Origin of the sequence: Burkholderia sp. 9779_493, assembly GCF_015712215.1 — a bacterium.
Classification (GTDB): domain Bacteria; phylum Pseudomonadota; class Gammaproteobacteria; order Burkholderiales; family Burkholderiaceae; genus Burkholderia; species Burkholderia cenocepacia.
Genome location: NZ_JACCQA010000021.1, coordinates 1 through 24,343, shown reverse-complemented (window position 1 = coordinate 24,343; position 24,343 = coordinate 1). Strand labels below are relative to the sequence as shown.

Below are 24,343 nucleotides of genomic sequence, written 5' to 3'. Positions count from 1 at the left end.
AACCGACACCGGAGACACAGATGAACAAGCAAGCCATCGACGCCCTGCTGAAGACCTTCGACGACGCCGCGGAAAAGCCCGGCAACCCGCGCGTGCGCGCGATCGTCAACCGGATCGTGAAGGACATCTGCTACACGATCGAGGACTTCGACGTGCAGCCGAGCGAATTCTGGACGGCCCTGAACTACCTGAACGAAGCCGGCCGCGAATTCGGGCTGATCGCCGCGGGCCTCGGCCTCGAACGCTTCCTCGACGTGCGGATGGACGAAGCCGAGGCCAAGGCCGGCATCCAGGGCGGCACGCCGCGCACGATCGAAGGGCCGCTGTACGTCGCCGGCGCGCCCGAATCGGTCGGCCACGCGCGTCTCGACGACGGCACCGATCCGGGCCAGACGCTGATCATGCGCGGCCGCGTGCTCGGCCAGGACGGCGCGCCGCTCGCGAACGCGCTGGTCGAGGTGTGGCACGCGAACCATCTGGGCAATTACTCGTACTTCGACGCGTCGCAGCCCGCGTTCAACCTGCGCCGCTCGATCCGCACCGATGCCGAAGGCCGCTACAGCTTCCGCAGCGTGCTGCCGGTCGGCTACAGCGTGCCGCCGGGCAGCAAGACCGAGCAACTGCTCGATCAGCTCGGCCGCCACGGCCATCGTCCGGCGCACATTCACTTCTTCGTTTCGGCGGACGGTTATCGTAAGCTGACGACGCAGATCAACATCGACGGCGATCCGCACCTGTGGGACGACTTCGCGTTCGCGACGCGCGACGGGCTGATCCCGCCGGTCAAGCAGGCGGAGGGCGCGGAAGGCAAGCCGTATGGCGTCGACGGGCAGTTCGCGCTGATCGACTTCGACTTCACGCTGCTCAAGGACAAGCAGGACGTGCCGGGCAGCGAAGTCGAGCGGGCCCGCGCGCAGGCGTGAGCGCCCTTCCCGTTCGACGAATCGACAACGCAAGGAGTGCAGGATGCTGTTTCATGTGGAAATGACCGTTCGCCTGCCGGCGGACATGGATCCGGTCAAGGCGGCCACGCTGAAGGCCGAAGAAAAGGCGATGTGCCAGCGGCTGATGAACGAAGGCACGTGGCGCCATCTGTGGCGGATCGCCGGGCAGTATGCGAACGTCAGTATTTTCGACGTCGAAAGCGTGCAGCAGTTGCATGACGTGCTGAGCCAGCTGCCGCTGTTTCCGTATATGGAGATGGAGGTGCGGGCGCTGTGCCGGCATCCGTCTTCGGTGCGGGACGACGATCGGTAAGCAACGGGGTGAATCGCGGCCGTGCCCCACGGCCGCGAAATGGCACGAGATGCCACGAGAAGCACGACCCGGGCGGCCGGCGATGTCACGCAGGCCGCCCGGGTCGTTTGCATTCTGCGTCCGGCATCTTGCGTATGGCGGCGGTTGTCCGTGCCGCCCTGCGTCGGGGTGTGCAGCAGCCGTCAGGCGGTCACGTGTGCGGCGAACCCCACCTTCCCCGGCGCGATGTCCTCCTTCAACGTCAGCGCCGGAATCTCGTAATCGCCCGCGTTCTGCCGGCGAAACGGAATCGGCGGCGTGGTCCACAGAGCGTCGAGACGCTGGCCGAGCGCCGTACAGGTTTTGTCGAAGCGCGCGGCGTTCATCTTGCCCGTCTGATAGATCACGAACGGCGGCAGCACGTCGAACCCCGGGTAATACAGCACGCCGTGCTGGATCGGAAACAGCAAGTCGTCGATCGGCCCGTTGATGCCGCGCGGGCTGTAGTGCGACTCCCACCCGCCCGTCGTGACGACGATCATCGCGCGTTTGCCGGCCAGCGAACCTTCGCCGTAGCGATCGCCCCAGTGCGTATCGGAATGCTCGCCGACGCCGTACGCAAAACCGTACGCGTACACGCGCTCGAACCAGCCCTTCATGATCGCCGGCATCGAGAACCACCACAGCGGAAACTGCAGGATCGCCGCGTCGGCCCACTTCAGCTTGTCCTGCTCGCGCGCGATGTCGTCGCTTTGCGTACCCGCCGCGAACGCGCGCCGCGAATCGAGCGACGGATCGAACCGCGCGTCGGGCGCGCGATCGGTCACGTCGTTCGCGTCCAGCACCGCCTTCCAGTTCATCGCATACAGGTCGCTCACCTGCACCGCGTGGCCGGCCGCTTCGAGATGCGCGACGGCGAAATCGCGCAGCGCGCCGTTCAGCGAACGCGGTTCGGGATGGGCATACACGATCAGCACATTCATCTTCGTCACTCCGTGGATTGAATGACTGCAGGATGCGGCCTCCGACGGTATATTTGAAATGAATTCATGATATTCCAGGTATAGTCATGAATAATCTCAGAAGGCTCGATCTGAACCTGCTCGTCACGCTGGACGTGCTGCTCGCCGAGCACAACGTCACGCGCGCGGCCGAGAAGCTGAACATGTCGCAGCCGTCCGTCAGCGTGCAGCTGCAGAAACTGCGCGACGTGTTCGGCGATCCGCTGCTGCTGCCCGGGCCGCGCGGAATGCGGCCGACCGCACGCGCGGAAGCGCTGCGCGAGCCGTTGCGCGATGCGCTCGAAGCGGTCGAGCGCGCGGTGATTCCGGCCACGCCGTTCGATCCCGCGACCGCAACGAACACGTGGCGCGTGGCCGCGACCGACTACGGCGAATCGACGATCGTGCTGCCCGCGCTGCACACGCTGCGTTCGGCCGCGCCCGGCACGCGGCTGGCCGTCGTCGAACTGGTGCCGCCACGCATCGAACAGGATGCCGAACGAAACGGCATCGACCTGGCCTTTCATACGACCGAAGGGTCGCCACCGGACATGCGGCGCCTGCCGCTGTTCGTCGAGCGCTACGTGCTGATCGGCCGCGCCGGCCACCCGAAGCTGAAGCGGCGCCCCACGCTCGCGCAGTTCGGCACGCTCGAGCACGTGATCGTGTCGCCCGACGGCGGCGGCTTCTTCGGCGTGACGGACGAAGCGCTCGCGAAGGTCGGGGCCACGCGGCGCGTCGTGCTGTCGGTGCCGCACTTCCTGTTCGTGATGTCGGCCGTCGCGAGCACCGATCTCGTCGCGATGCTGCCCGAGCGGCTGGTGCGCGACGTGCCGGCGCTGCGCGTGGTGGACGCACCGGTCGAGGTGCCCGGCTATGAAATGTCGATGCTGTGGCACGAGCGCGTGCATCGCGATCCCGCGCATCGGTGGCTGCGGGAGACGATCGCGGCGGCGGTGTAGATCGTCCGCCCGATCGACGCGATCGCCCGCATCGATCGCCGATGCGCGAAATCCTGCATTCGGGGCTTGAAACCGCGCCGAACACTGTATATATTTACAGTGCTTTTGCACCATTTGACCCGAATTCCGTCATCCACAGACGAACGGACTTTTGTGAGGCGACCATGTTCCAGGCTTCCGCATTCGATCCCGAGCAACCCGGCTTCAATCCCGTCCACTTCGAGCGCGCCGCGCAGCGGGCGGTCGTCGATCTGCAGCGTGTCGTCGGCGGCCCCGCGCAGCGGGCGCTGGGCCTGCGCCGCCGCACCCATCCGGCGGCCGTGCGCACGATGAGCTGGCAGGCGCTGCTGAACGTCGAGGAGCTGGCGTTCTCGAATGCCGGGTTCCTGAACCGCAACGATCCGACCGTCGTCGACGCGTTCATCCGGCTGCGCGACAGCCGGCTGGTCGCCGCGGACGTCGAGGAACCGGTCGACTGGCACCGCGACGACGACGATCTGCCGGCCGTCTACCTGATCGTCAAGGCGATGCTCGAAGCGGAAGCGGAAGAGCGGGCCGAAGCGGCCTGAGTCGCGCCGGTCGATCGCGGGCACGGTCTGCGGGTGCGCGCCGCCACGTTGCGTGGTGGCGCCATCGGCGCCGCGGTTCGTCATGGTTGCCGCGCCCGCGAATGGGCGCATCAGTCCGCCAACCGTCGCGCACACTGATCATCGCCACGCGACGATCATCCGAATCGACCGCCGCAACGGCCGCCCGTTACAACCGCGCCGCCAGCCGCGCACCCTGATCGATCGCACGCTTCGCATCGAGTTCGGCGGCCAGCTCCGCGCCGCCGATCAGGTGCACCGAGCGCCCGGCCGCCTGCAGCGGCGCCAGCAACGCGCGCTGCGGCTCCTGCCCCGTGCAGAGCACGATCGTATCGGCTTCGATCAATTCGTGATCGGTGCGCTGCTCGCCGTACGACACATGCAGCCCGCGCGCGTCGATCCGTTCGTAGTTCACGCCGCCGATCATCTTCACCTGTTTCATCTTCAGCGTCGCGCGGTGAATCCAGCCGGTCGTCTTGCCGAGCCCCTTGCCGAGCGGCGCGGCCTTGCGCTGCAGCAACGTCACTTCCCGCGCGGGCGCCGACACCTGCGCCCGCGTCACGCCGCCACGCGTCGCGGCCGGGTCGGTCACGCCCCACTCGGCCTTCCATTCGTCCAGATCGAGCGCCGGCGACTCGCCGTCCTGCACCAGATATTCGGCGACATCGAAGCCGATCCCGCCCGCGCCCACCACCGCGACCCGCCGGCCGACCGGCTGCTTGCCCGCGAGCACGTCGATATAGCTGAGCACGTTCGGCCCGTCCTGCCCCGGAATCTTCGGGTCGCGCGGCGCGACGCCGGTCGCGAGCACGATCTCGTCGTAGCCGCCCGCGATCAGGTCGCTCGCGTCGACGCGGCGGTTCAGGTGCAGCTTCACGCCGGTCAGCTCGACTTGCCGACCGAAGTAATTCAGCGCTTCGTGAAACTCTTCCTTGCCCGGAATCCGCTTCGCCATGTTGAACTGGCCGCCGATCTCGGCCGCGCCGTCGAACAGGTCGACCTGATGGCCGCGCTGCGCGAGCACCGTCGAGCACGCGAGCCCGGCCGGCCCCGCGCCGACCACCGCGATACGCTTCGGCTGCGACGCAGGCGTGTATTTCAGCTCGGTCTCGTGGCATGCACGCGGATTCAGCAGGCACGACGCAATCTTGTTCTTGAACGCATGATCGAGGCACGCCTGGTTGCAGCCGATGCAGGTATTGATCTCGTCGGCCCGGCCCTGCGCGGCCTTGACGACGAACTCGGCATCCGCGAGCAGCGGCCGCGCCATCGACACCATGTCCGCGCAGCCGTCCGCGAGAATCTGCTCGGCCACTTCGGGCCGGTTGATCCGGTTGGTCGTCACGAGCGGGATGCCCACTTCGCCCTTCATCTTCTTCGTCACCCACGCGAACGCGCCGCGCGGGACCGACGTCGCGATCGTCGGCACGCGCGCCTCGTGCCAGCCGATCCCGGTGTTGATGATCGTCGCGCCCGCGCGCTCGACCGCCTTCGCGAGCTGCACGGTTTCGCGCCAGTCGCTGCCGTCCGGAATCAGGTCGAGCATCGACAGCCGGTAGATCAGGATGAAATCGCGGCCGACCGCTTCGCGCGTGCGCTCGACGATCTCGATCGGCAGGCGGATGCGGTTCTCGTACGCACCGCCCCACTGGTCGCTGCGCTTGTTCGTATGCATCGAGATGAACTGGTTGATCAGGTAGCCCTCGGAGCCCATGATCTCGACGCCGTCGTAACCGGCTTCGCGGGCCAGCTTCGCGCAGCGCACGAACGCGCGAATCTGCCGCTCGACCCCGCGCGCGCTCAGTTCGTGCGGCGCGAACGGCGAGATCGGCGACTTGATCTTCGACGGCGCGACCGCGAACGGGTGATAACCGTAGCGGCCCGTATGCAGGATCTGCAGCGCGATCTTGCCGTCCTCCGCGTGCACGGCGCCGGTGATCTCGCGATGCCGGCGCGCGGCGGCCGACGTCATCAGCGTGCCGCCGAACGGCTTGGTCCAGCCGGCCACGTTCGGCGCGAAGCCGCCCGTCACGATCAGGCCGACCCCGCCGCGCGCGCGTTCGGCGAAATATTCGGCGAGGCGCGGCAGCGTCTTGCGGCTGTCCTCGAGGCCGGTATGCATCGAGCCCATCAGCACGCGATTCTTCAGCGTCGTGAAGCCGAGATCGAGCGGGGCGAGCAAGTGGGGAAAGGGTGTCGTCATGATGAGTCGGCCAATAAGCGATGGCTGCCATCGTAGGCGCGCGCTGCCTTGAACGTGAGGGGGCAAACAGCCATAATGCTTGTCATTTCCGGCCAAATCGACATGACTTCCCCGTCTCGCAAGGATCGCCTCGGGCTACGCCGGCCGACGATTCCGGTCGCCTATACGCGCCTGCTGCTGCAGGCGCTGGCCGCGCGCGGCGTCGACCTGGCGGCCGTGCGCGCCGGCACGGGCCTGCGCGACGCGGTGCTGGCCGAACCGGACGCGCGCGTCGCGCCGTCGCAATGGGGGCGGCTCGTGCTCAACGCGATCGAAATCGGTGGCGATCCGGGCATCGGGCTCGCGTTCGGGCTGCTGCTGAAGCCGACCGTGCACGGCTTTCTCGGTTATGCGACGTTGACCGCGCGGGACATCCGTGAAGCGCTGTCGGTCACGCAGCGTTACTTCCGGATGCGCAATCGCCAGTACCGGCTGACCTATGCGGAAGACGAACGCGGCGCGACGCTCGAGTTGCACGGCGTGCAGGCGAATCCCGTCCTCCAGCATCACGTGATGTTCGAATTCGTGCTGACCGGGCTCGCACAGAACATCTCGCAATGGTCGGGCCGCGCGTCGCCGCCGATCACGCTGCAATTCGCATGGCCGGAACCCGCGTATTTCGCGCGCTATCGCGACCAGTTGCCGCCGGTGGCATTCGGCTGCGCGGCCAACGCGCTGTGGATCGCGCGCGATGCGCTCGACTGGCCGCTACCGCTCGCCGACGAGGTCGCGCACCGGCAGGCGCTCGTGCAGGTCGAGCGCGAATATGCGCAGGTGCGGCAGGAGGAAGGCGATCTGGTCGAGCGCGTGCGCGCGGAGCTGGCGCGCGCCGCCGGCGATTATCCGGGGCCGGACACGCTCGCCGATGCGCTGCTCGTGTCGACGCGCACGCTGCGGCGCCGGCTGGAGGAAGCCGGATCGAGCTATCGGCAATTGCTCGACGAAGCGCGGTTTCGCGACGCGAAGCAGTTGCTCGCCGCGTCGGATCTCGATCTGAAAACGATCGCCGAGCGGCTGCAATTCACCGACCCGGCGAACTTCACGCGTGCGTTCCGGCGCTGGGCCGGGCAGACGCCGAGCGCGTTCCGGGAAGCGGCTGCGGGAGCGGCACGCGCATGACGCGCGCCGCGCGTCAGCGGCCGATATGAATCCGCGCGCCGCCGTCGCCCTCGCCCGCTTGGATCCGCACGTCGCCCGTTGCGGCGACGATCGCGTCATACACATCGTCGCCCACGCACACCACCGGCACCGCGATCGCATACAGCTCGGCGGCCACGATCGCGCCGATCGAGATAATCAAATCGCGCTCCTTCAACACGATCCCGACCGGCCCCGTGCCATTGCGCACCGCTTCCGCGAGCACGCTGCTGCTCGAGCTCGAACCCTTCGCGTGCGGCATCACCATCACCTTGCCGGCGAGGCTCGCGCCGGCCTGCGGATGCCCGCGGTCGACGATCCGGCCCGCGCCCGAGTCGTAGCCGCCCCAGAAGCTCAGCGGCTTGTCGAGGATGAACGGGCGCGCGCACGCGCTGCCCGGCACGAGCGTGTCGCCCGTCAAGAATGTGCCCGTCGTTTCAGTCATCGAATCGCACCTTGCCTTCGTACGCGGAGCGCACGCATTCGCGCATGCTGCCGTACGCGACCGTCACGCCGATGTTCGCGGGCGCATACGACGCCCATTTCCCCGAGTTGGTCATCACCAGCCCCGACAGTTGCTTCATCACCGGCGTGATGTACGTGCAGGTATCGACGACGATCTGGATGCCGCGCGCGGCGAATTTCTCCACGAGGCCGGCTTGCTCCAGTTCCCACAGAATGAAGCGGCTCGTGTTCACGTAGAAGTCGCACGCCGGCTTGCCGTCGAACGCGTCGAGCAACGTGTCGAGCGTGCGGAATTCGGCCAGCGAAAAATGCGGCGTGCCGAGCGCGACCGCGACGAGCGCGTCGCCGGCCGCACCGTGATTCAGCGTGCGGCGAATCTCGTCGAGATCGGCCATCGCGATATCGACCGTGCGCTGCGCGGCGCGGCCGTGCAACGCGGCGTCGAGCGTCGGCGCCTCGGGCGTCACGCCGACCGCATGGAACAGCGCGACGGCCCCGCTCGACGCGGCGGCCGCGCCGAGCGCCTTGAGTTCGTCCTCGGTGGTGTCCGCCGGCAACCCGACGATCGCCGGCACGACCGCGCTCGCGACCTTGCCAACCGCCAAACCGAGCGCGGCGAAATAGATGTCGCGCGACGGCAGGCGGCTGAAATCGGGCGCATTGAACACGATCCGCGCGGCGCGGTTCGCGTCGACATGCAGCCCCGCGTACGGCGCGCGCCCGGTGATCGCGGCGGCCAGATCGAGAAAATCGCCGTAACGGCTCGTGCGCGCGCCGAGCACCGAGTTCGCGAACACGATCGCATTCGATTCGGCCCACGCGATCTGCTCGCCCTTCGCCGGACGATTCTTCAGCTGATACGGCGCGCACGTGAAGCTCGATTCGCAGCCGAGTTGGAGATGCGCGTCCATCAGGCGCTGCGCATCGCGCTGGATCGTGCGGTCGCCGTGGTACAGCTCGGGATGGATCAGGTCGAGCGACCCGACGTTCAAGGTGGTCGGCACCGCGACCTTCGCGCCCGTGTCGACGAAATAGTCGACGAAGTCGAGGCTCGTCTGGCCGTGATACAGACAGCCGTCGATATGGGCGGACGTAATGTCGATCAGGTGCGGCGCGGACATCACCTGCGCGGTGCGCGCGACGATCCGCATCGCGCGGGCGACGCCGTCGCCGAAATCCCCGCGCAACATGGCGTCGTCGCGGTCACTCAACTGCAGCATCGGTTGCTCCTCGTGACGCGTACCGGCGGCGGCGCCGGTTCGTGAAATCAGTCAGAGGACTCTACAACTGGAAATAAAAACTGTCCAGATCACCATCAAACCGGACATCATTAAAACCAATTCCAGCAATCGACTACTTCCAAGCCGACCAATGGCCTGAATTTCGCGCCAGTTGATCGCCACGCCACCACGCCAGCCCCGCCTACCGTTCCGCCGTCAGGCTGAACAATTCATTGCGCAACGCCTTCGCGCGCTCGCGGCCGAACTGCGTGTCGAATTCGTCCTGCGCGGCCTGCCACGCGACTTTTGCCTGCGCGAACGTACGCTCGCCGAGCTTCGTGAGGTGCAGCGCATGCGCACGCGCATCGCGCTCGGACGCCGCCGTCGAGACGAAACCGTCGCGCTGCAACGGCTTCAGCGCACGCAGCAAGGTCGTGCGGTCCATCACGAGCATGTCGGCAAGTTCGCTCATCAGGAGGCCGGGGTGGCGCGTGAGGTTCGCCATGATCGAGAACTGGGCGGGCGTGACGCCGACCGGGGCCAGATGGCGCTCGTACAGTTGCGTGACGAAGCGCGCCGCCTGACGCAGCGCGAGACAGTTGCACGCCTGGGCAATCGAGGTGTCGTTCATGTTCGGCAATTTATATGTGCATATGCATAAAGTCAATGTACACTCCGCCGTAACAGCGAGCGGCCGGCGGCCGGCCATCGCGTCAAGGAGACCGACATGGACTACATCGACAAGCTGCGCATCTTCCGGTCGGTGGTGGAGATGCGCAGCTTCACGCGCGCCGCCGACATGCACGGCCTCGCACGGCCGGTCGTATCGCGTGCGGTCGCGGATCTGGAGGCGCGTTTCGGCAGCCGGCTGCTGCACCGGACGACCCGCCAGGTGTCGCTGACCGAAACGGCCGAGCGCATCTACGAGCGTTGCGCGGCCGTGCTCGACGAACTTGGCGCGCTGGAAGTGGAAGCGCAGACGCACACGCGCGAGCCCGAAGGCCTGCTGCGCCTCGTCGCGCATACGACGGCCGCGCTGAACCGGCTCGTGCCGCTGATCGCCGGCTTCAAGCGCGCGCATCCGAACGTGCGCCTCGACGTCACGCTGACCGAGCGCCCGGTCGATCTGGTCGGCGAAGGCTACGACATCGGCATCGTCGTGCCGTACATGCTGACGAGCGAATCGACCGTCGTGCGGCTGGTCGAGCGCATTCCGGTCGTGATCGTCGCGACGCCTGCGTATCTGCAGACGCATGCGCGCCCCGAGACGCCGGCCGACCTCGCCGATCACGCGTTCGTGCCGATCTCGCCGTCGCTGCGCCGCCCGGCGCTGTCGTTCCGGGTCGACGGCGACATGCTCACCGTGCCGTTCCGTTTCGACATCTCGTCGAACAGCCCCGTGTTCAACCGCGAAATGGTGATGCACGACTTCGGCATCGGCGTCGTCCCGAAAACGCTCGTCCAGGCCGAACTCGCATCGGGCGCGCTCGTGCAGTTGCTGGAAGAAGCCGATCTCGTCGACGCGTTCGTCGAAATCAAGCTCGCGTACGCGAACCGCGCGCTGCTGCCCGCGAAGGTGAAGGCGTTCATCGACTACACGGCCGCGTACTGCGACCGCGAAGGCTGGATCGTTCCGGCAGCGGCGTGACGCCGGGCGCGCGAATGCGCGTTTCCGACGCCGATTGATACAGCCACGACACCAATCTGATCCCGCCGCGCCCCTCGCTTCGCGCCGCGTCGCCACCTAACATGTGCACATGCACAAGACCACGCTCACCGATGACGATTGCTTCGCGGTCCGGCAAGCCGCCCGGCGGATCTCGCAGTTCTACGAGCGCTACCTGTCGCGGGCGGGCGTCACGCCGTCGCAATACAGCATCCTCGCGCTGCTGCGCGAACGGCCCGGCCTGACGATGGCGACGCTGTCGAACGTGCTGGTGATCGAACGCACCGCGCTGTTGCGCGCGCTCAAGCCGCTCGTCGGCGCGGCGCTGGTGACGGGGCGGATCGAGCCACCGTGCCGCGGTCAGACCTTCGCGCTGACCGCGCACGGCGAAACGAAGGTGGCCGATGCGCACGTGCACTGGCTCGCCGCGCAGGAAGCGTTCGAGCGGTGCTTCGGGTCGGTGCAGGCGGCCCGACTGAGAGACGAATTGTTCCGCATCACGCACAACCTGCCGGAACGCTAACCCTTTCCCCGATCGACGTCGTGCCGTCGATCGCTTTAATAAGTGCATATACATAGGTGAATCGATGGATACGACCCAAGACGCTGCCTCGTCACGCGAAGCAGCCACAACCGAGCGGCCCGCCAAGCAGCAACGCCGCGTACCGTGGATGCGCATCGCGGTGGGCGCCGTCGTCGTCGTGGTCGTGGCCGCCGCGCTCGACTGGCTGTTCGTGCTGCGCTTCCAGGAAAGCACCGACGACGCGTACGTCGGCGGCGACGTGACCGTGCTCGCACCGAAGGTCAACGGCTTCGTCGACAAGATCCTCGTGACCGACAACCAGCGCGTGAAGGCCGGCGACGTGCTCGTGCAGCTCGATGCGCGCGACTACGACGCGAAGCTCGCGCAGGCCAGCGCCGAAGTCGACAGCGCGCGCTCCGCCGTGACCGAACTCGAAGCGAAGCAGCAACTGCAATACGCGGTGATCGGCCAGCACGCGGCCGACAAGAACGCGTCGTCGGCCGAGCTGACGCGCGCTGCGTCGGACCGCGTGCGCTACCGCGAATTGGTGAAGTCGGACGCCGTATCCAACCAGATCGTCGAGCGCGCGGACGCCGACTACTCGAAGGCCGGCGCGGCCGTCGAACGCAGCGACGCCGCGCTGCTCGCATCGAAGCGGCAGCTCGACGTGCTCGGCGCGCAGCTCGCCGATGCGCGGGCCCGCGTGAACACCGCGCTCGCCGCGCAGCGCGTCGCGGCGCTCAACGTCGAATACACGACGATCCGCTCGCCGGTCGACGGCTACGTCGGCAACCGCACGGGGCGCGTCGGGATGCTCGCGAACGTCGGCGTGCCGCTGCTGACGGTCGTGCCGGCCTCCGGCCTGTGGATCGACGCGAACTTCAAGGAAGACCAGCTGCGCAAGATGCGCGCGGGAGACCGCGTCGACGTCGCGCTCGATGCGTCGAGCACGCGGCTGCACGGCCGCGTCGACAGCCTGGCGCCCGCGACCGGCGCGACCTTCAGCGTACTGCCGCCCGAGAACGCGACCGGCAACTTCACGAAGATCGTCCAGCGCGTGCCGGTGCGCGTGCATCTCGATCCGCAGCCCGGTATCGAGCAGGTGCTGCGCCCCGGCCTGTCCGCGGTCGTGACCGTGCATACCGACCACCAGCACTGAGCGGGAGCCGACGATGACCACCGCGTTTTCCGGCGACCCCGCGTCGCAACCGACCAGGCAGCGCGTGTTCGCGTTCGCGCTGATGTGCGTCGGCTTCTTCATGGCGACGCTCGACATCCAGATCGTCGCGTCGTCGCTGCGCGACATCGGTGGCGGGCTGTCCGCGAGCCAGGACGAACTGTCGTGGGTGCAGACCGCGTACCTGATCGCCGAGATCATCGTGATCCCGATGTCGGGCTGGCTGTCGAAGGTGATGTCGACGCGCTGGCTGTTCGCCGCGTCGGCCGTCGGCTTCACGATCACCAGCATGCTGTGCGGGCTCGCGTGGGACATCAACTCGATGATCCTGTTTCGCGGGCTGCAGGGCGCGCTCGGCGCCGCGATGATCCCGACCGTGTTCACGACCGCGTTCGTGCTGTTCCCCGGCAGGCAGCGGCTGATCGCGTCGACGACCATCGGCGCGCTCGCATCGCTCGCGCCGGCGATCGGCCCCGTGATCGGCGGCTGGATCACCGATCAATGGTCGTGGCACTGGCTGTTCTACCTGAACCTCGTGCCGGGCATCGCAGTAGCCGCGCTGGTGCCGCGCTACGTGCATATCGACGCGCCCGATCTCAGCCTCATCAAGCGCGGCGACTATCTCGGCATCGTGCTGATGTCGGGCTTCCTCGGCTGCCTCGAATACGTGCTCGAGGAAGGCCCGCGCAAGAACTGGTTCGGCGACGACGCGATCGTGATCTGCGCGTGGCTCTCCGGCATCTGCGGCTTCCTGTTCATCGTGCATGCGCTGACCGCGAAAGACCCGATCGTCGACCTGCGCGCGCTCGCCGTGCGCAACTTCGGGATCGGCAGCCTGCTGTCGTTCGTGACCGGCATCGGGATTTTCGTGACCGTGTTCCTGACGCCGCTGTTTCTCGCGCAGGTGCGTGCGTTCAGCTCGCTGCAGATCGGTATCGCGCTGCTGTCGGTCGGCGCGTTCCAGTTGATCGCGCTGTGCGCGTATGCGTTTGCCGCGCGCTACGTCAGCATGCGTGCGCTGCTCGTGTTCGGGCTCATCTGCTTCGGCCTCGGCTGCTACCTGTACACGCCGATCACACACGACTGGGGCTGGCAGGAATTACTGCTGCCGCAGGCGCTGCGCGGCATCGGCCAGCAGTTCAGCGTGCCGCCGATCGTGACGATGGCGCTCGGCTCGCTGCCGCAGTCGCGCCTGAAATCGGCGAGCGGGTTGTTCAACCTGATGCGCAACCTCGGCGGCGCGATCGGTATCGCGGTGAGCGCGACGATGCTCAACGACCGGCTGAATTTTCATTACTTGCGCCTGAACGAACACGTGAGCGCCGGCGAGCCGCAGGTCGCGTCGCTGCTCGATCGCCAGGCCGCGTACTGGGGATCGGTGGCCGGCAATACGCTGAACACCGCTCAGGCCGGGCTCGCGAACCTGCATCGGCTGATCTATCGCGAAGCGCTGACGCTCACCTATGCGGATGCGTACTACGCGCTGTCGCTGTGCTTCGTCGTCGCGCTGCTTGCCGTCGTGTTTTCCAAACCCATTACGTTGAACGCGCCGCCGCCGGACGCGCACTGAGGCCCAGGGATCATCATCATGAAGAAGCTACTCGTCGCGCTGGCCGTCAGCGCATTCGCCGCCGGCTGTGCGGTGCAGCCCGCGCAGCATCCGGCGCTGAACGACTCCGTTCAGACGCTTGCGCCCAGCGCGTGGGATACCGACGTGCCGCGCGCGGACATTGACGCGGCCGCCTGGTGGGCGCAGTTCCACGACCCCGTGCTCGACCGGCTGATCGCGACCGTGCTCGACGGCAATCTCGATCTGCAGGCCGCCGCCGAGCGCGTGAAGCAGGCGCAGGCGCTGACCGTGCAGAAACGCGCGGTGCTGCTGCCCGAACTCGACGCGACCGCGCATGCGGCCGACGCGCGGCAGAACACGCCGCCGCCGCTCGGTTATGTGCGGCAGGCTGGGGCCGGGCTCGCGCTGAGCTGGTCGCCCGATGTGTTCGGCGGTGAACGGCTCGATTTGCTGGCCGCTCAAGCGGAGTTGGTCGGGCAAAAGCACGCGGAAGATGCGATGCGCCTCGCTCTCGCGGCCGACGCGGCATCCGCGTATGTCGATCTGCGCTGGGCGCAGCAGGAACTGAAGATCCTGCAGGACAACGCGAAGATCCGCCAGCATGCGCTCGAACTCACACGCAAGCGGCAGGCGTTCGGGCTGTCGACGGAGCTCGACGTGACACGTGCGCAGAACCAGCTCGACGCGCTCGAGGCGCGGATTCCGCCGACGCAGGCGCAGATTTCGCATCAGCTCAATCTGATCGCCGTGTATTCGGGGCGGACGCCGGAATCGGTCGATCGGCTCGTGTTGGCGCAGGCCGGGGAGATTCCCGCGCCGCCGATTGGCGCGCCGGGGACGTTGCCTTCGCAGGCGTTGTTGCGGCGGCCGGATGTGCTGACTGCCTATGCACAGGTCGAGCGGCGTGCAGCGCAGGTGGGCGTGGCGAAGGCCGAGCGGTATCCGAAGTTTTCGTTGAACCTGACAGACGGGATTCTGGCGGCTTCCTATCTCGGGCTGCCGACGTTGACCGATAACCTGTTCAGCGCGGCACTGAGTGCGACGAGCCCGATCTTCAACGCGGGGCGGATTACCGCCGATATCTCGCAGAGCGAAAGCCGGATGCGCGAGTCGGAACTCGGGTTACGGCAGACGATGCTGCAAGCGCTGCGGGAAGTCGAGGATGCGCGTGCGAATCTCGTCAGTTCCGATGAGGCGACGCGAAGGCTGGGTAGCGCATTGGCGGCTTCCGATAAAGCGCTCGGGCTGGCGAATCAGCTCTATAAGGGCGGCGCGACGGATTTTCTGGATGTGCTGTCGGCGCAGGAGGTTTATTTGCGGGATTCGGACTCGCTCAATCAGGTCAAGCGCGAACATGCGCTCGCGGCGGTGGCGTTGTATCGGTCGCTTGGGGGTGGGTGGAGCAGGAATGAGGCGGCGGGTGGACCGCGGGCGGAAACCGAAGCTGTGGCAAAGAACTAGGTGGGATCACGATGCGGGAGCCTGTCAGACTTTTAGTGTGCCGAGGTCATGAAACGATAACGGAACTAACGTCCTATGACCGATGCAACAGTGATCAAGAAAAGCAAGAATCCGAAGGCGCCGAAGGTGTTTCCCGACGAACTGACGATCAGTTGCTTGCCCAGGTTCAGGGCAAGAACGCCGAGTCGATCCTGGGGCGAATCGGGGCTTGGCCGGCCAGCTCGGGAAGCGGTTGGCCGAGCGCATGCTCGCGGCCGAGATGAGCCACCATCCGGAAGCCGGGACCGAGCAAGGCAAGGCCGGCAACCGCAATGGCACCCGCACCAAGACGTTCCTCACGCCCCAACGGCGAACTGAAGCTGGATATTCCGCATGACCGGCAGGCAACGTTCGAACGGCAATTGGCCGGCAAGTATCAATGCCGGCTGCCCGGCTTCGATGATCACGTCATCAGCATGTATGCGCGCGGCATGAGCGTACGCTTGATTCAGGGCCATCTGCGGCCACTGAGCTTTGCGGACACCGATTTCCTGAACCCGAATCTATCGAAGAGGCCGCGGGACAAACTCGCCCGCACGTTCACCGCGGAGCAGGCTCAGGCGATTCACTCCTTTGTCGAAGCCCTACCGATAGAAATCGTACCGATGGTCATCCACTGCGAAGGTGGCCATTCACGGTCATGCGCCGTCGCCTTGGCACGCCATCGGCTATATGGCTATCAAGCGGATCAAACATCTTGCGCACGCCACCCCTGCAATCGTCCGCATCATGATAGGAAATGACCGTACAACTCATCGCGAGCGGCAACGAGCCCGTGGCTGATACGTTTCAACAACCGCGCCCGTTGCCCTGCAACAGGCAGCGACGCGCCGTCATGTCTTTATTGAACCGAGAGCCTGGGACGAAATCAGCTTTGGCAGTGGCTCACATTTACATTGGCACAAATCGTTCTCTAATGCGACCTGCTTACCCATCATCGTCATCGCACGTGGCGAGCCGTCGCTTATGATGACACCCGTCGTGCCACAGGCGGGACATTGAACCGGGGCGCCCAGATAAGCGAAAGGTTGGCCTTGCAACGAGGTGCCGGCGATACCGTCAACCACAACACCGTTGCGGTCGGTCTTATCGCCCTGACGAATGAACCGTCGGCTCATGCTGTAAGGCCGTTGGATGGCGTCGCAGCATTGCACGCCCGCTCGATATCGTCCGGCCATACCGGTTCGCGGCAAGTCAGTTGGGCGAGCCAATGCAATAGGGATTGAGAGAATGCGGGAAGTGCCCCGACCGCCACCACCAGCCACACTATCGGATTGCCCGACTTAAGTAGGCCCGAGGTTCCGTCGAAATTCAACCTCAGCGAATTGCGCAGGGAGGCTCCCTTCGGCAGGAACTCGGTCACCGGGGGCAGCGAAGCGGGGCCTTCTTCCATAAATCGCCGGTAGAACTCAAAGTCCTGGTAGAGGACTTTCATGACCTCCTGTCCCCCGACGCTTCCCTCATCGGACGACAGGACAACTCGCGTTCCCATCGAGAATGTATCCTTGACCATCCCCTTGTCGTCAAGAACCAGGCAACGAACCACGCGCGGCGCCGTGCGCGTGGGGCCGCTTCTGGGTTTGCGTTCGACGTACAGGAAGGCGCTATCCCAGGGTACCGATACAACCCCGCCAGGGCCATTGTGCTTGAACGCGTAAATCATCCGGTCACGCCGGTTAAACCGGACGGGCTTGCAGGTGTAATTGAAACAGTCGCGTGTCAATGCCCAAATGCCAATTCCCGAGAAACCGAGCGCGACAAACAAGAAAAACGAAAGCACTCCATAAATGAGCCCCAGTTGTCCCCGCTGCTCGTAGATAGGAGGTACATGAGTCATCATCCAAAGAAGGGCCGCCGTGAATGCCAACGAACCGAGCCCCGGTAACATAAACGCAAAGACCCCCCAGCCCTTCTCCGAATAGTTTCCGTCTCGGACCTCTAGGCAAGTATCGCTCATCGAGAATACTGAACGCTCATCCTTAGCCGTGTCAGACGCAGGCTGTCCGATTGCGAGGCGGGCAGCCTGCTCCTCCTCGCTGACCGGCCGGTTCAGGCGGTACCACGAGAGTCCGTCAAATGCCATCTTTTTTCTCCATCACGAAAGCATTGCCGTAAATGCCTTTTGGTCTTCGGCCAGAGTGGGGAACCGCTCTTTGGCCTCTTTCAGACCAAAAAAACATCGCTCAAGCCACTCATCCACTTCCTTACCCTTGAAGTAGTTGATGAGGATACCAATAAGGGCAGCGATAAGCAGAAGCGGCAGGGCCACGACCGCTGCAGCGGATGCCGAAAGGAATATGACAGAGTAAGCGAGGGCAAGACCGACAACCGCTGATGCGGCATCCAGTATAAACATCGTCACATTACCTTCCTTGAAATCCTGCACGGCATGATAGATGTCAATCGCAGCAGACACGAGCCCAACCACCGCGCCGCCGTACCTCCCCGCGACGTTGAGGAAACGTTCTAGTCGAAGCCAGCCTGTACCCAACTGAGCCCCAGCCTTTCCGACGGTGTCAATTGCAGCCGAACCATATTGCGCAACACTCGCCACGAGTCCACCAATGGCGTTGTTGAACTTGATGCCGGCCTCCGATTGATTGAACCGATTCGCCTTCTTCAATTCTTCCCGAGCAAAGCGAAGATTGATAGCACTGAATATCGCCCCGATGCCCGCAAACCCAGGCTCCCCCTTCGTCATGAGCCTAAATTTCGGCATGAAAATCGTCTCGACCACGTCGGGTGTCAACGTCGCACTGGCCAATTTCTCGAAGCCGGGTTTGGCTTTGACGCCAGCCAGGGCAGCGGCCTCTGTCGCCGGGCTTTCGACTGGCACGAACTGCTTCGCCTTGATCTCCGCGTCTACGCCTCCGCCTACGGAGGCCTTGTCCTGAAGCTGCTTTTTCAGGTCCTGGACACTGATTTTCTGCCGGCCCGGCATCACTTCCTGCATCTGACGGGCGATGTAGTTCACCCATTGGTTTACCGAACCGTATACGACCTTAAACTCGAACAGCTGTTTCGTTCGCATGCACAGAGTCGCATACAGCACTTTGGTTGCAGCCGTATCTACACTCGCGCTGATAGCTTCGGCCACGGGCCCACCTGTCTCATGGAGAAGCCATGCTAACGCCTTCGCAACAGCAACTTTGACGCCCTTATCCTTCGACTCTTCCACGCCCTCTATCTTGCTGTACGACTCTATGAGCTTCGCGACGAACTCCCTCAGTTCCATGTACGGATAGCCGGACGCCTCCTTGACCTTCTCAGCCAGCACCGGGCTGTTTAGGACGAACGCCCGCAACAGCGGATTACGGGTATCGGATACGTTGCCTTTAGCCCATTTGACGAGCACATCGACGGCATTCTTGCGGTCAGCCGAGCCTTCGATGCATCGCGTAAATGTGTTGGTATAGTTCAGCCCACATCTCCAGCTTCCCGGCTCGTAATCCGACTCGAAAACGTTCAGCAATGCTGAACTGGACAGCCACGCCTGATGGTCTTGCGACAGCGGTATAAGCGTGCTCGCCTGCTCCGACTTCATCGCGTTCGCCATCTGTTGCCGAAAGTCGACGATAGCCTGCTGCCGATAGTGGGTCGTGTAGGGCTTCCATGCCTCCGGTCCAGCTGTTGCAAGTTCAGACTCCTTCTGCGCCTCAATGCTCTTGAGCCGCTTCTCGAGCGCCTTGCCACCATCGAACAGAGCCCCGAGGCCCATGCCCTCATAAGTATTGGCTTCCAGCATGCCGGCGGCACGTTCCACGTCCTCTTTCGCCGAAACCGCGACCGCCTTTTGCAGCGCGTCGATTGCGCTGGAGGTCCATATTCCGTGTTCATACGGCGCCAGCGCTGCGCCGAAAGCAACGCGCTGCTCAAAATTGAGTTCCTGCGTGATGCCAACCGGGTCCCACAACGCGAAGAACAGCCCCTTGTCCGGCAGTATGGAATCCATCGCCTTTTTCAAGGCCGGCTGCTGCCCGGCACGGTCATGGTACGGAAAGCAACCGGTAACGAGCGCATCGGGACGACCGCCCTTGTATTCGCTCAGTAGCCCCTCGAGATGGTCCAGGCTATCCGCGTGCGGCTGGTTCATGCTGCCGTTATACCAGGCGGTTGCATCGAACTTCTGCATCCGCTTGTCACGACAACCCATGAAGTTCTTCGCGTAGGTGTCTCGGACTTTCTGTGTCCAAAGCTCATCGCTGAACGCCAGATACACGGTTCCGGCATGTTCTGCGTCTTCAACGGTGATGCATTGAGCCAGTTGCGCATGCCCAGGTTGGTGGCAGCTGAACGGTTTCTCGAAACTACGGTCGAGCTTGATGCCGACCGGATAGTCGTACAAATATCCTTCCGCCGTAACCGCGTATATCTGCCATCGCTGTGTCTTTGGATAGAAGATATACACATAGCCGTAGCGCAGGGTGCGCAGCGTGTACTTTGCCTTTTTGAGCGCGATACCGACGACGCCGTCGCCAAACTTTCCGCCCATGAGCGACATCGCGCCAGCAGAGCTGTGAGCCTTGGAGTTGGCCACGACCCCGTAGCGGACAGGCAGAATCGGCAATCCCTTCTTCTTGCACATGTTGCATGAATTCGGCGCACGCGAACTGGTCTGCATCGCGGACTGCGTGAGCTGCGAAATACTCGCAAAATTCGTGTCGAGTGCCATTCTTTATCTCTCTCTCGTGCCGCCACCCGGGCTCATTGATATTGGAGGCTCTCGCGAGCAATCGCTTCCCAGTCTGCCGCGCTCCAGTTCGCTACCGCTTCAGCATACGGGCCTTTCCGCGGCGCCTGCAGAATGGCCCGAACACGCGGGTGACGGTCAAAGCAGGGGGAAACGAGTGTGCCGTGAAGTGCAAAAGCAAGCAGGTCCCCACCGGCGAGCCCGTGAGCCTCTCCTTTTGCAAGTTGCGCGTCGAGCAGCGCCGACATATCGGGACGAGGCGCCGTACCATTGCAACGGAGTAGGTCAAGCCCGCGTTGAACCAACTCGATGCGCGCAATTCGTGCGTGCTGGTCCGCAGTAACCGCGAAGGCGGCTTCCGGTTCGGCCGCGCCGTTGACCACCGTCCAGCCGCTCACGGGGTCGAGGTACGTCCACGTTGCAACCGGCCCCAGAAGCGCATCCATCTGCTCGGCCTTCAAGATGCGACCCAAGTGCGGAAACACGCGCGGGTCGTAGTAGCGGAAGACCGCATCACCCGAAGTCGGCGCCTGTAGTAACAACCGGTTCGACAGATGTTGCTGCAGCCGGCCCGTCGCCTTGCCGCATTCGACAATGGCGCAAACGACCGGCGGCAAGCCATTCTCCAGGTCCGATTCGGCGCGCTCTCTCAACGCTGGCAATTGCAGCTCGGGATGCTCGGCACAGTAAAGCACGGGAGCCACACCCTCGAGTTCGGGACGCGCCGCGGGAACCAACTCACCGACTTCATAGACCGGCGGCACACCAGGCAACTCGGGCTTCCCGTTCACGACTTCGACGATAACGTAGTGAACCATACCGACCGCCCTACACGAGTGCCGAGCCGGCCTGGGCCGCGGCTGCGAACTGCTGGGCGCACGACTTTGAAGGCGCAAGCTGCGCCGACGCGCTATCGCCCGCCGGGCCATCGAAGATGAGCGGACTGCCCTTGACCTCGACCAGCCCCGGCGCATGGATGAAGATCTTACCTTCGGCGATGCGAATCGATGCGCCGCCGGCGGTAAGGGTGATTTCCTTCTGGGCTGTAACGTTCACCGAATCGGAAGTGGACACGACCTTTACAGTCTTGTCTGCCGTAAGTTCGATGTTGTCCGACTGCGCCTGCACTTCGACCTTGCCTTTGCCGGCAAACAGCTTGATACCGGCATTCTGCACGAAGAAGCTTAATTTCTCGCCAATACTGGCAATCCACGACCTCGCCACCGAAACGTAGGTGCTCTCTCCGCTAACCAAATTGACGTGCTGGGTAGCTGCTGCGTGGAGCGACTTCTGTGTCGACAGGCCCATGTCAGCCGGGCTCGCAAGCAACATGACGGGTTGCGAAAACGCATTGGCGCTTCCGGTGCCGCCACCCGCTGTCCTGCCGCCCGCCATAGAACCCTGTGCATCGCTCTGCGTCGTCGCAGCGAAGTCCTTGATGGCGTCCTGTGCATCGTCCAGGGTCTCGGCCTGGCCGTCAGCAGCAGCGAGTGAGCGATGCTGAATCACGCCGCTCGAATCGATAAGGTGTTGCGTAGCTTCCTTCACATCCAGCGGCTGACTCGACGTGCCGCCGCGGGCGTAGGTCGATACGTAGAGCCCGCGTCCGGCCCGCAGGGCGCCTGACGCCTCGGTCTTCAGTTCGAAGCCAGTGCCAAGGTAGTTGCCGCGCGTATTGCCGCTGTGGTCGATGAGATAGCCGATGTGAAGATATGAATTCGCCGTCGAGCTGAAAAGCTGCGCCCGGTTCTGCGACGTGGAGTCGTCGAAGACGAGTTGATTGAAACCCTGACCGCTGTACTCCTGCGACTTGAAACCGGACAGCAGGCCGTTCGAATGCCAATGTGGCGTGTTGACAGAGTGAAAGAGCACCCCACTGACGACCGGCCGGTCGCAATCCCCGTCGAGGTAATTGACGGCCACTTCCTGCCCGATTCGAGGGACGAACACACCGCCGAATCCCTTGCCGGCGTGCGGCAGTATTACCCGCATCCAGCACGATGACGTCTCGTTATTGCTCCCCAGACGGTCCCAGTGCATCTGAGCCTTCACCCGGTTCAACTCGTCCGTGTACACCTCCTCACCCGCCGGTCCCACGATAGTGGCGGTCTGCATATGCATGACCGGCTTTCTGTGCTCGAACGGGCTGCGGAATGGCACCGAGCGGCGCTGGACCTCGATTTCGGCCAGCACGAAACTTTCATTGCCTAACGGGTCCTTCGATACGAATGCGGCCTGCCGGTCCTTGTATTCGGCACGCAGACGCGACAGGCGTCGCTGCAGGCTACCCGGAAAGGGGCGGCTGTTGCCCAACGGCAGATTGTTCTGGATAGCCCAACGCACGCCAAGAATCGCGAACTCGCGGTCCTCAGGCTTGTCTGCGTCGTGCTCGGGATGGTCTTCGAGCGTGAACCATCGACCGGCGTCCATGCACGGAACACTGCCCACCCCGAAAAACCGTTTGCTGCGCGAGGCCATCTCTTCCAGCCGAATTCGCATAGCGCGCTCGCCACGGTCGTAGGACTCGCCGGTGACTGGAAAGCTATAGTGGCCCGCGTATTCGTAGACTTCCAACTCCTGCGGGATATCGCCTTGGTCAACCGTGGACCGGTCCGCCCGCTGCAACGTGCGTGCCGGACGTTTGTAATCCGCTGTGCTGAACGCATATCCGACGCTTTGCGTCGTACGCTCGCCGCTCCATTCGACGAGTGTGCCAGCCTGGCCGTCTCGGTCGCCGCGATAGAACGGTACTCGCTGGGTAGCGAGCGCTTTGCAATTGAAGAGGTCGTCGGTCACGACAATCGTATGCGACTTACCGTCCTCTGCATGCTCGACATACGTGAACCATCCCTCCGACTCCATCAACCGATGGACGAAATTGTGGTCGGTTTCGTACTGAGTACAGTACGAGCGAACCGCGCCCGGGTCTTTCACATCGAGCCGGAAATGACCGCGCGCCGGCGAATGGCCGCTGAACACTTTAGTCAGGATGTCGGCGGTCGTTAGGTCCTGGAAAATGCGCGCGTCCTTGCGGTACTGCAGAAAGCGCATCCACGACGAAAACGAAAGCTGATAGTAAGTGAGTCCCCCGTCCGCTCCGAGGCGTCGCGTTGCATGGACGTAGCCATGCCAAGGCAGGTACGACTCGTCGGCTTGACGCACCCATAATGTGACAGGTTGCGCCATCAGCTTCTTCAAATGAAGCGCGCGCTCCCGGGACACGACGTCCACTGTGAGCTCGAAATCCCGGCCCACGCGCGATTCGCCCATGGCGCGTTGCGGCAACAGCACCTTCGCCCCGAGGGGCGTTTCCAGGACGAGCGCTCGGTTCGTCTGCTCGATACCCGCGTCAAGCATCAACGAATTGGGCAACCTACCCATTTCGAATATCTCCTCTGGAGGAAAAAATGAACGCGCATCGGAGGCGGCGCGAAAGGTCGAAAGAGATTTTGCCACAACGACCTATCCGCTTTGATAACAAACGTAAAAACAGTCTCCCGGCAACCGACATCATTTTATGTTTCAATGCTTTCTAATCTTTCGCATCGACAACAAGGGCATTTCTTACAGCAATTAACGCCGAAACAAGCAGCGGACCGACCCCTTCACTATCCAGGATTGAAACGCCCGATCGCTTCGCCTCCTTCAGGAGCATGTGCAATTCTACAAAATGCACGCTAAATCGGTCTCCGAGCAACCGTGTTGAGTTACTCGATTTTGTAGATAAACGTTTCCACTGAGAGGAAAGACCTGTTAGAAATAACAGGCCAGCCAAATTTTATGGAGCATTGCAACCTCGAGCGCGACGAAGACCGACATCGCATAATGGCTCTTGTATTGCGCATCCGCGTAGAGGCGGAGATTGCCGGTTTGCACTGCGGGCTCCTTGTTCTGGATTGTTGTGTGTTACCGCTGCACGGTCATTCGATGGCCGGCCAACGATAGCCGATCACCTCATGCAACGGATACGCAAGTTCCCGAACCTCTTCCAGCTGGTTGCCGCCGAACAGGTGAACGTGTTCGGCGTCGTGCCGCAGGTAGAAACCCACGTGCCCTTTCCAGCTCGTCGGATCATCCCGCGTCAGGATCGCGATGCAGCCGTAGACCGGGCGCTCCAGCGGTTTGCCCCATTCGAGCCACGAGCGCGCGAGCGCGGAGCCGGTGCCGCGGAATCCGGCGTGCGCCATGCACCAGTTCACGAAGGACGAACACCAAGAAATCTTGTCGTCGTAGCCGACCAGGTTCGTCTGGTTGTTGTATTCGACGATGCGCGGGTTGATGCTGCCCGGCGGGTGGCGGCGGATGCCGAGTTCGGCCAGCGCGACGGGCATCCAGGGTGGGTGGGCGGCTTTCACTTTGCTCTCAGG

21 protein-coding genes and 1 pseudogene are annotated in these 24,343 nt (G+C 63.9%); 11 read left to right on the top strand and 11 right to left on the bottom strand.

Features of this window, described 5'->3' with window-relative positions; all coding sequences use genetic code 11:
• Positions 1–20: 20 nt before the first annotated feature.
• Both catA and catC read left to right on the top strand, forming a co-directional pair.
• Positions 21–923 carry a catechol 1,2-dioxygenase gene (gene catA / locus H0X95_RS21835; protein WP_006496024.1) on the top strand — a complete coding sequence of 301 codons (903 nt, stop codon included), beginning with the start codon at positions 21–23 and terminating at the stop codon, positions 921–923.
• Between the two features lie 43 nt (positions 924–966).
• On the top strand, positions 967–1,257 hold the full coding sequence (gene catC / locus H0X95_RS21830; RefSeq protein WP_006484359.1) for a muconolactone Delta-isomerase: 291 nt from the start codon (positions 967–969) through the stop codon (positions 1,255–1,257).
• A gap of 182 nt (positions 1,258–1,439) precedes the next feature.
• Here the strand turns inward: catC and H0X95_RS21825 are convergent, their stop codons facing one another.
• Entirely contained in the window at positions 1,440–2,219 is a 780-nt protein-coding gene (locus H0X95_RS21825; protein WP_006484350.1) for an NAD(P)H-dependent oxidoreductase, read from the bottom strand.
• Between the two features lie 86 nt (positions 2,220–2,305).
• On the opposite strand from H0X95_RS21825, the gene H0X95_RS21820 reads away from it, so the two are divergent.
• A complete protein-coding gene (locus tag H0X95_RS21820) occupies positions 2,306–3,199 on the top strand; it encodes a LysR family transcriptional regulator (RefSeq protein ID WP_006484342.1) in 894 nt (297 codons plus the stop codon).
• Between the two features lie 164 nt (positions 3,200–3,363).
• On the top strand, positions 3,364–3,768 hold the full coding sequence (locus H0X95_RS21815; RefSeq protein WP_006484347.1) for a DUF2471 family protein: 405 nt from the start codon (positions 3,364–3,366) through the stop codon (positions 3,766–3,768).
• 187 nt (positions 3,769–3,955) lie between these two features.
• On the opposite strand, the gene H0X95_RS21810 is transcribed toward H0X95_RS21815, so the two are convergent.
• Positions 3,956–5,989 carry an NADPH-dependent 2,4-dienoyl-CoA reductase gene (locus tag H0X95_RS21810; protein ID WP_006484351.1) on the bottom strand — a complete coding sequence of 678 codons (2,034 nt, stop codon included), beginning with the start codon at positions 5,987–5,989 and terminating at the stop codon, positions 3,956–3,958.
• A gap of 75 nt (positions 5,990–6,064) precedes the next feature.
• Between H0X95_RS21810 and H0X95_RS21805 the strand changes: the two genes are divergently transcribed.
• Positions 6,065–7,147 (top strand): AraC family transcriptional regulator, encoded by a 1,083-nt coding sequence (locus H0X95_RS21805; RefSeq protein WP_059722539.1) that lies wholly within the window; start codon positions 6,065–6,067, stop codon positions 7,145–7,147.
• A gap of 13 nt (positions 7,148–7,160) precedes the next feature.
• Here the strand turns inward: H0X95_RS21805 and H0X95_RS21800 are convergent, their stop codons facing one another.
• The 3 genes from H0X95_RS21800 to H0X95_RS21790 all read right to left on the bottom strand — a co-directional run bounded on the left by H0X95_RS21800 (position 7,161) and on the right by H0X95_RS21790 (position 9,481).
• Positions 7,161–7,610, bottom strand: coding sequence for an aconitase X swivel domain-containing protein (locus H0X95_RS21800; RefSeq protein WP_059722537.1), 450 nt, complete (start codon positions 7,608–7,610; stop codon positions 7,161–7,163).
• Positions 7,603–8,850, bottom strand: coding sequence for an aconitase X (locus H0X95_RS21795; protein WP_059722535.1), 1,248 nt, complete (start codon positions 8,848–8,850; stop codon positions 7,603–7,605). The genes H0X95_RS21800 and H0X95_RS21795 overlap by 8 nt, the downstream gene beginning before the upstream one ends.
• Positions 8,851–9,052: 202 nt before the next feature.
• Positions 9,053–9,481, bottom strand: a complete 429-nt coding sequence (locus H0X95_RS21790) for a MarR family winged helix-turn-helix transcriptional regulator (RefSeq protein ID WP_059722534.1) — start codon at positions 9,479–9,481, stop codon at positions 9,053–9,055.
• A gap of 96 nt (positions 9,482–9,577) precedes the next feature.
• Between H0X95_RS21790 and H0X95_RS21785 the strand changes: the two genes are divergently transcribed.
• The 6 genes and pseudogenes from H0X95_RS21785 to H0X95_RS21760 all read left to right on the top strand — a co-directional run.
• Positions 9,578–10,498, top strand: coding sequence for a LysR family transcriptional regulator (locus tag H0X95_RS21785; protein WP_059722532.1), 921 nt, complete (start codon positions 9,578–9,580; stop codon positions 10,496–10,498).
• Between the two features lie 109 nt (positions 10,499–10,607).
• Positions 10,608–11,039, top strand: a complete 432-nt coding sequence (locus H0X95_RS21780; protein ID WP_006491751.1) for a MarR family winged helix-turn-helix transcriptional regulator — start codon at positions 10,608–10,610, stop codon at positions 11,037–11,039.
• 64 nt (positions 11,040–11,103) lie between these two features.
• Positions 11,104–12,198: an HlyD family secretion protein gene (locus H0X95_RS21775; protein WP_059722530.1), complete on the top strand. Its 1,095-nt coding sequence runs from the start codon at positions 11,104–11,106 to the stop codon at positions 12,196–12,198.
• Positions 12,199–12,211: 13 nt separating this feature from the next.
• Positions 12,212–13,786 carry a DHA2 family efflux MFS transporter permease subunit gene (locus H0X95_RS21770; protein WP_006484370.1) on the top strand — a complete coding sequence of 525 codons (1,575 nt, stop codon included), beginning with the start codon at positions 12,212–12,214 and terminating at the stop codon, positions 13,784–13,786.
• An 18-nt stretch (positions 13,787–13,804) separates the two neighbouring features.
• Positions 13,805–15,247 carry an efflux transporter outer membrane subunit gene (locus H0X95_RS21765; RefSeq protein WP_059722528.1) on the top strand — a complete coding sequence of 481 codons (1,443 nt, stop codon included), beginning with the start codon at positions 13,805–13,807 and terminating at the stop codon, positions 15,245–15,247.
• 75 nt (positions 15,248–15,322) lie between these two features.
• A pseudogene (locus tag H0X95_RS21760) lies at positions 15,323–15,757 on the top strand (transposase); the annotation flags it as partial.
• A 362-nt stretch (positions 15,758–16,119) separates the two neighbouring features.
• Here the strand turns inward: H0X95_RS21760 and H0X95_RS21755 are convergent.
• The 6 genes from H0X95_RS21755 to H0X95_RS21730 all read right to left on the bottom strand — a co-directional run bounded on the left by H0X95_RS21755 (position 16,120) and on the right by H0X95_RS21730 (position 24,307).
• A complete protein-coding gene (locus tag H0X95_RS21755; protein WP_080403566.1) occupies positions 16,120–16,404 on the bottom strand; it encodes a PAAR domain-containing protein in 285 nt (94 codons plus the stop codon).
• Positions 16,401–17,369 carry a DUF6708 domain-containing protein gene (locus H0X95_RS35990; RefSeq protein ID WP_011694664.1) on the bottom strand — a complete coding sequence of 323 codons (969 nt, stop codon included), beginning with the start codon at positions 17,367–17,369 and terminating at the stop codon, positions 16,401–16,403. Before H0X95_RS35990 ends, H0X95_RS21755 begins: the two co-directional genes overlap by 4 nt.
• 12 nt (positions 17,370–17,381) lie before the next feature.
• Positions 17,382–19,958 (bottom strand): T6SS effector BTH_I2691 family protein, encoded by a 2,577-nt coding sequence (locus H0X95_RS21745; protein WP_196446221.1) that lies wholly within the window; start codon positions 19,956–19,958, stop codon positions 17,382–17,384.
• Between the two features lie 32 nt (positions 19,959–19,990).
• A complete protein-coding gene (locus tag H0X95_RS21740) occupies positions 19,991–20,794 on the bottom strand; it encodes a DUF4123 domain-containing protein (protein WP_048988734.1) in 804 nt (267 codons plus the stop codon).
• A gap of 10 nt (positions 20,795–20,804) precedes the next feature.
• Entirely contained in the window at positions 20,805–23,357 is a 2,553-nt protein-coding gene (locus H0X95_RS21735; protein WP_011548261.1) for a type VI secretion system Vgr family protein, read from the bottom strand.
• 539 nt (positions 23,358–23,896) lie between these two features.
• The gene (locus H0X95_RS21730; RefSeq protein ID WP_059722525.1) at positions 23,897–24,307 is read right to left on the bottom strand and encodes a TIGR02594 family protein; all 411 of its coding nucleotides are present in this window, start codon (positions 24,305–24,307) and stop codon (positions 23,897–23,899) included.
• Positions 24,308–24,343 lie beyond the last annotated feature (36 nt).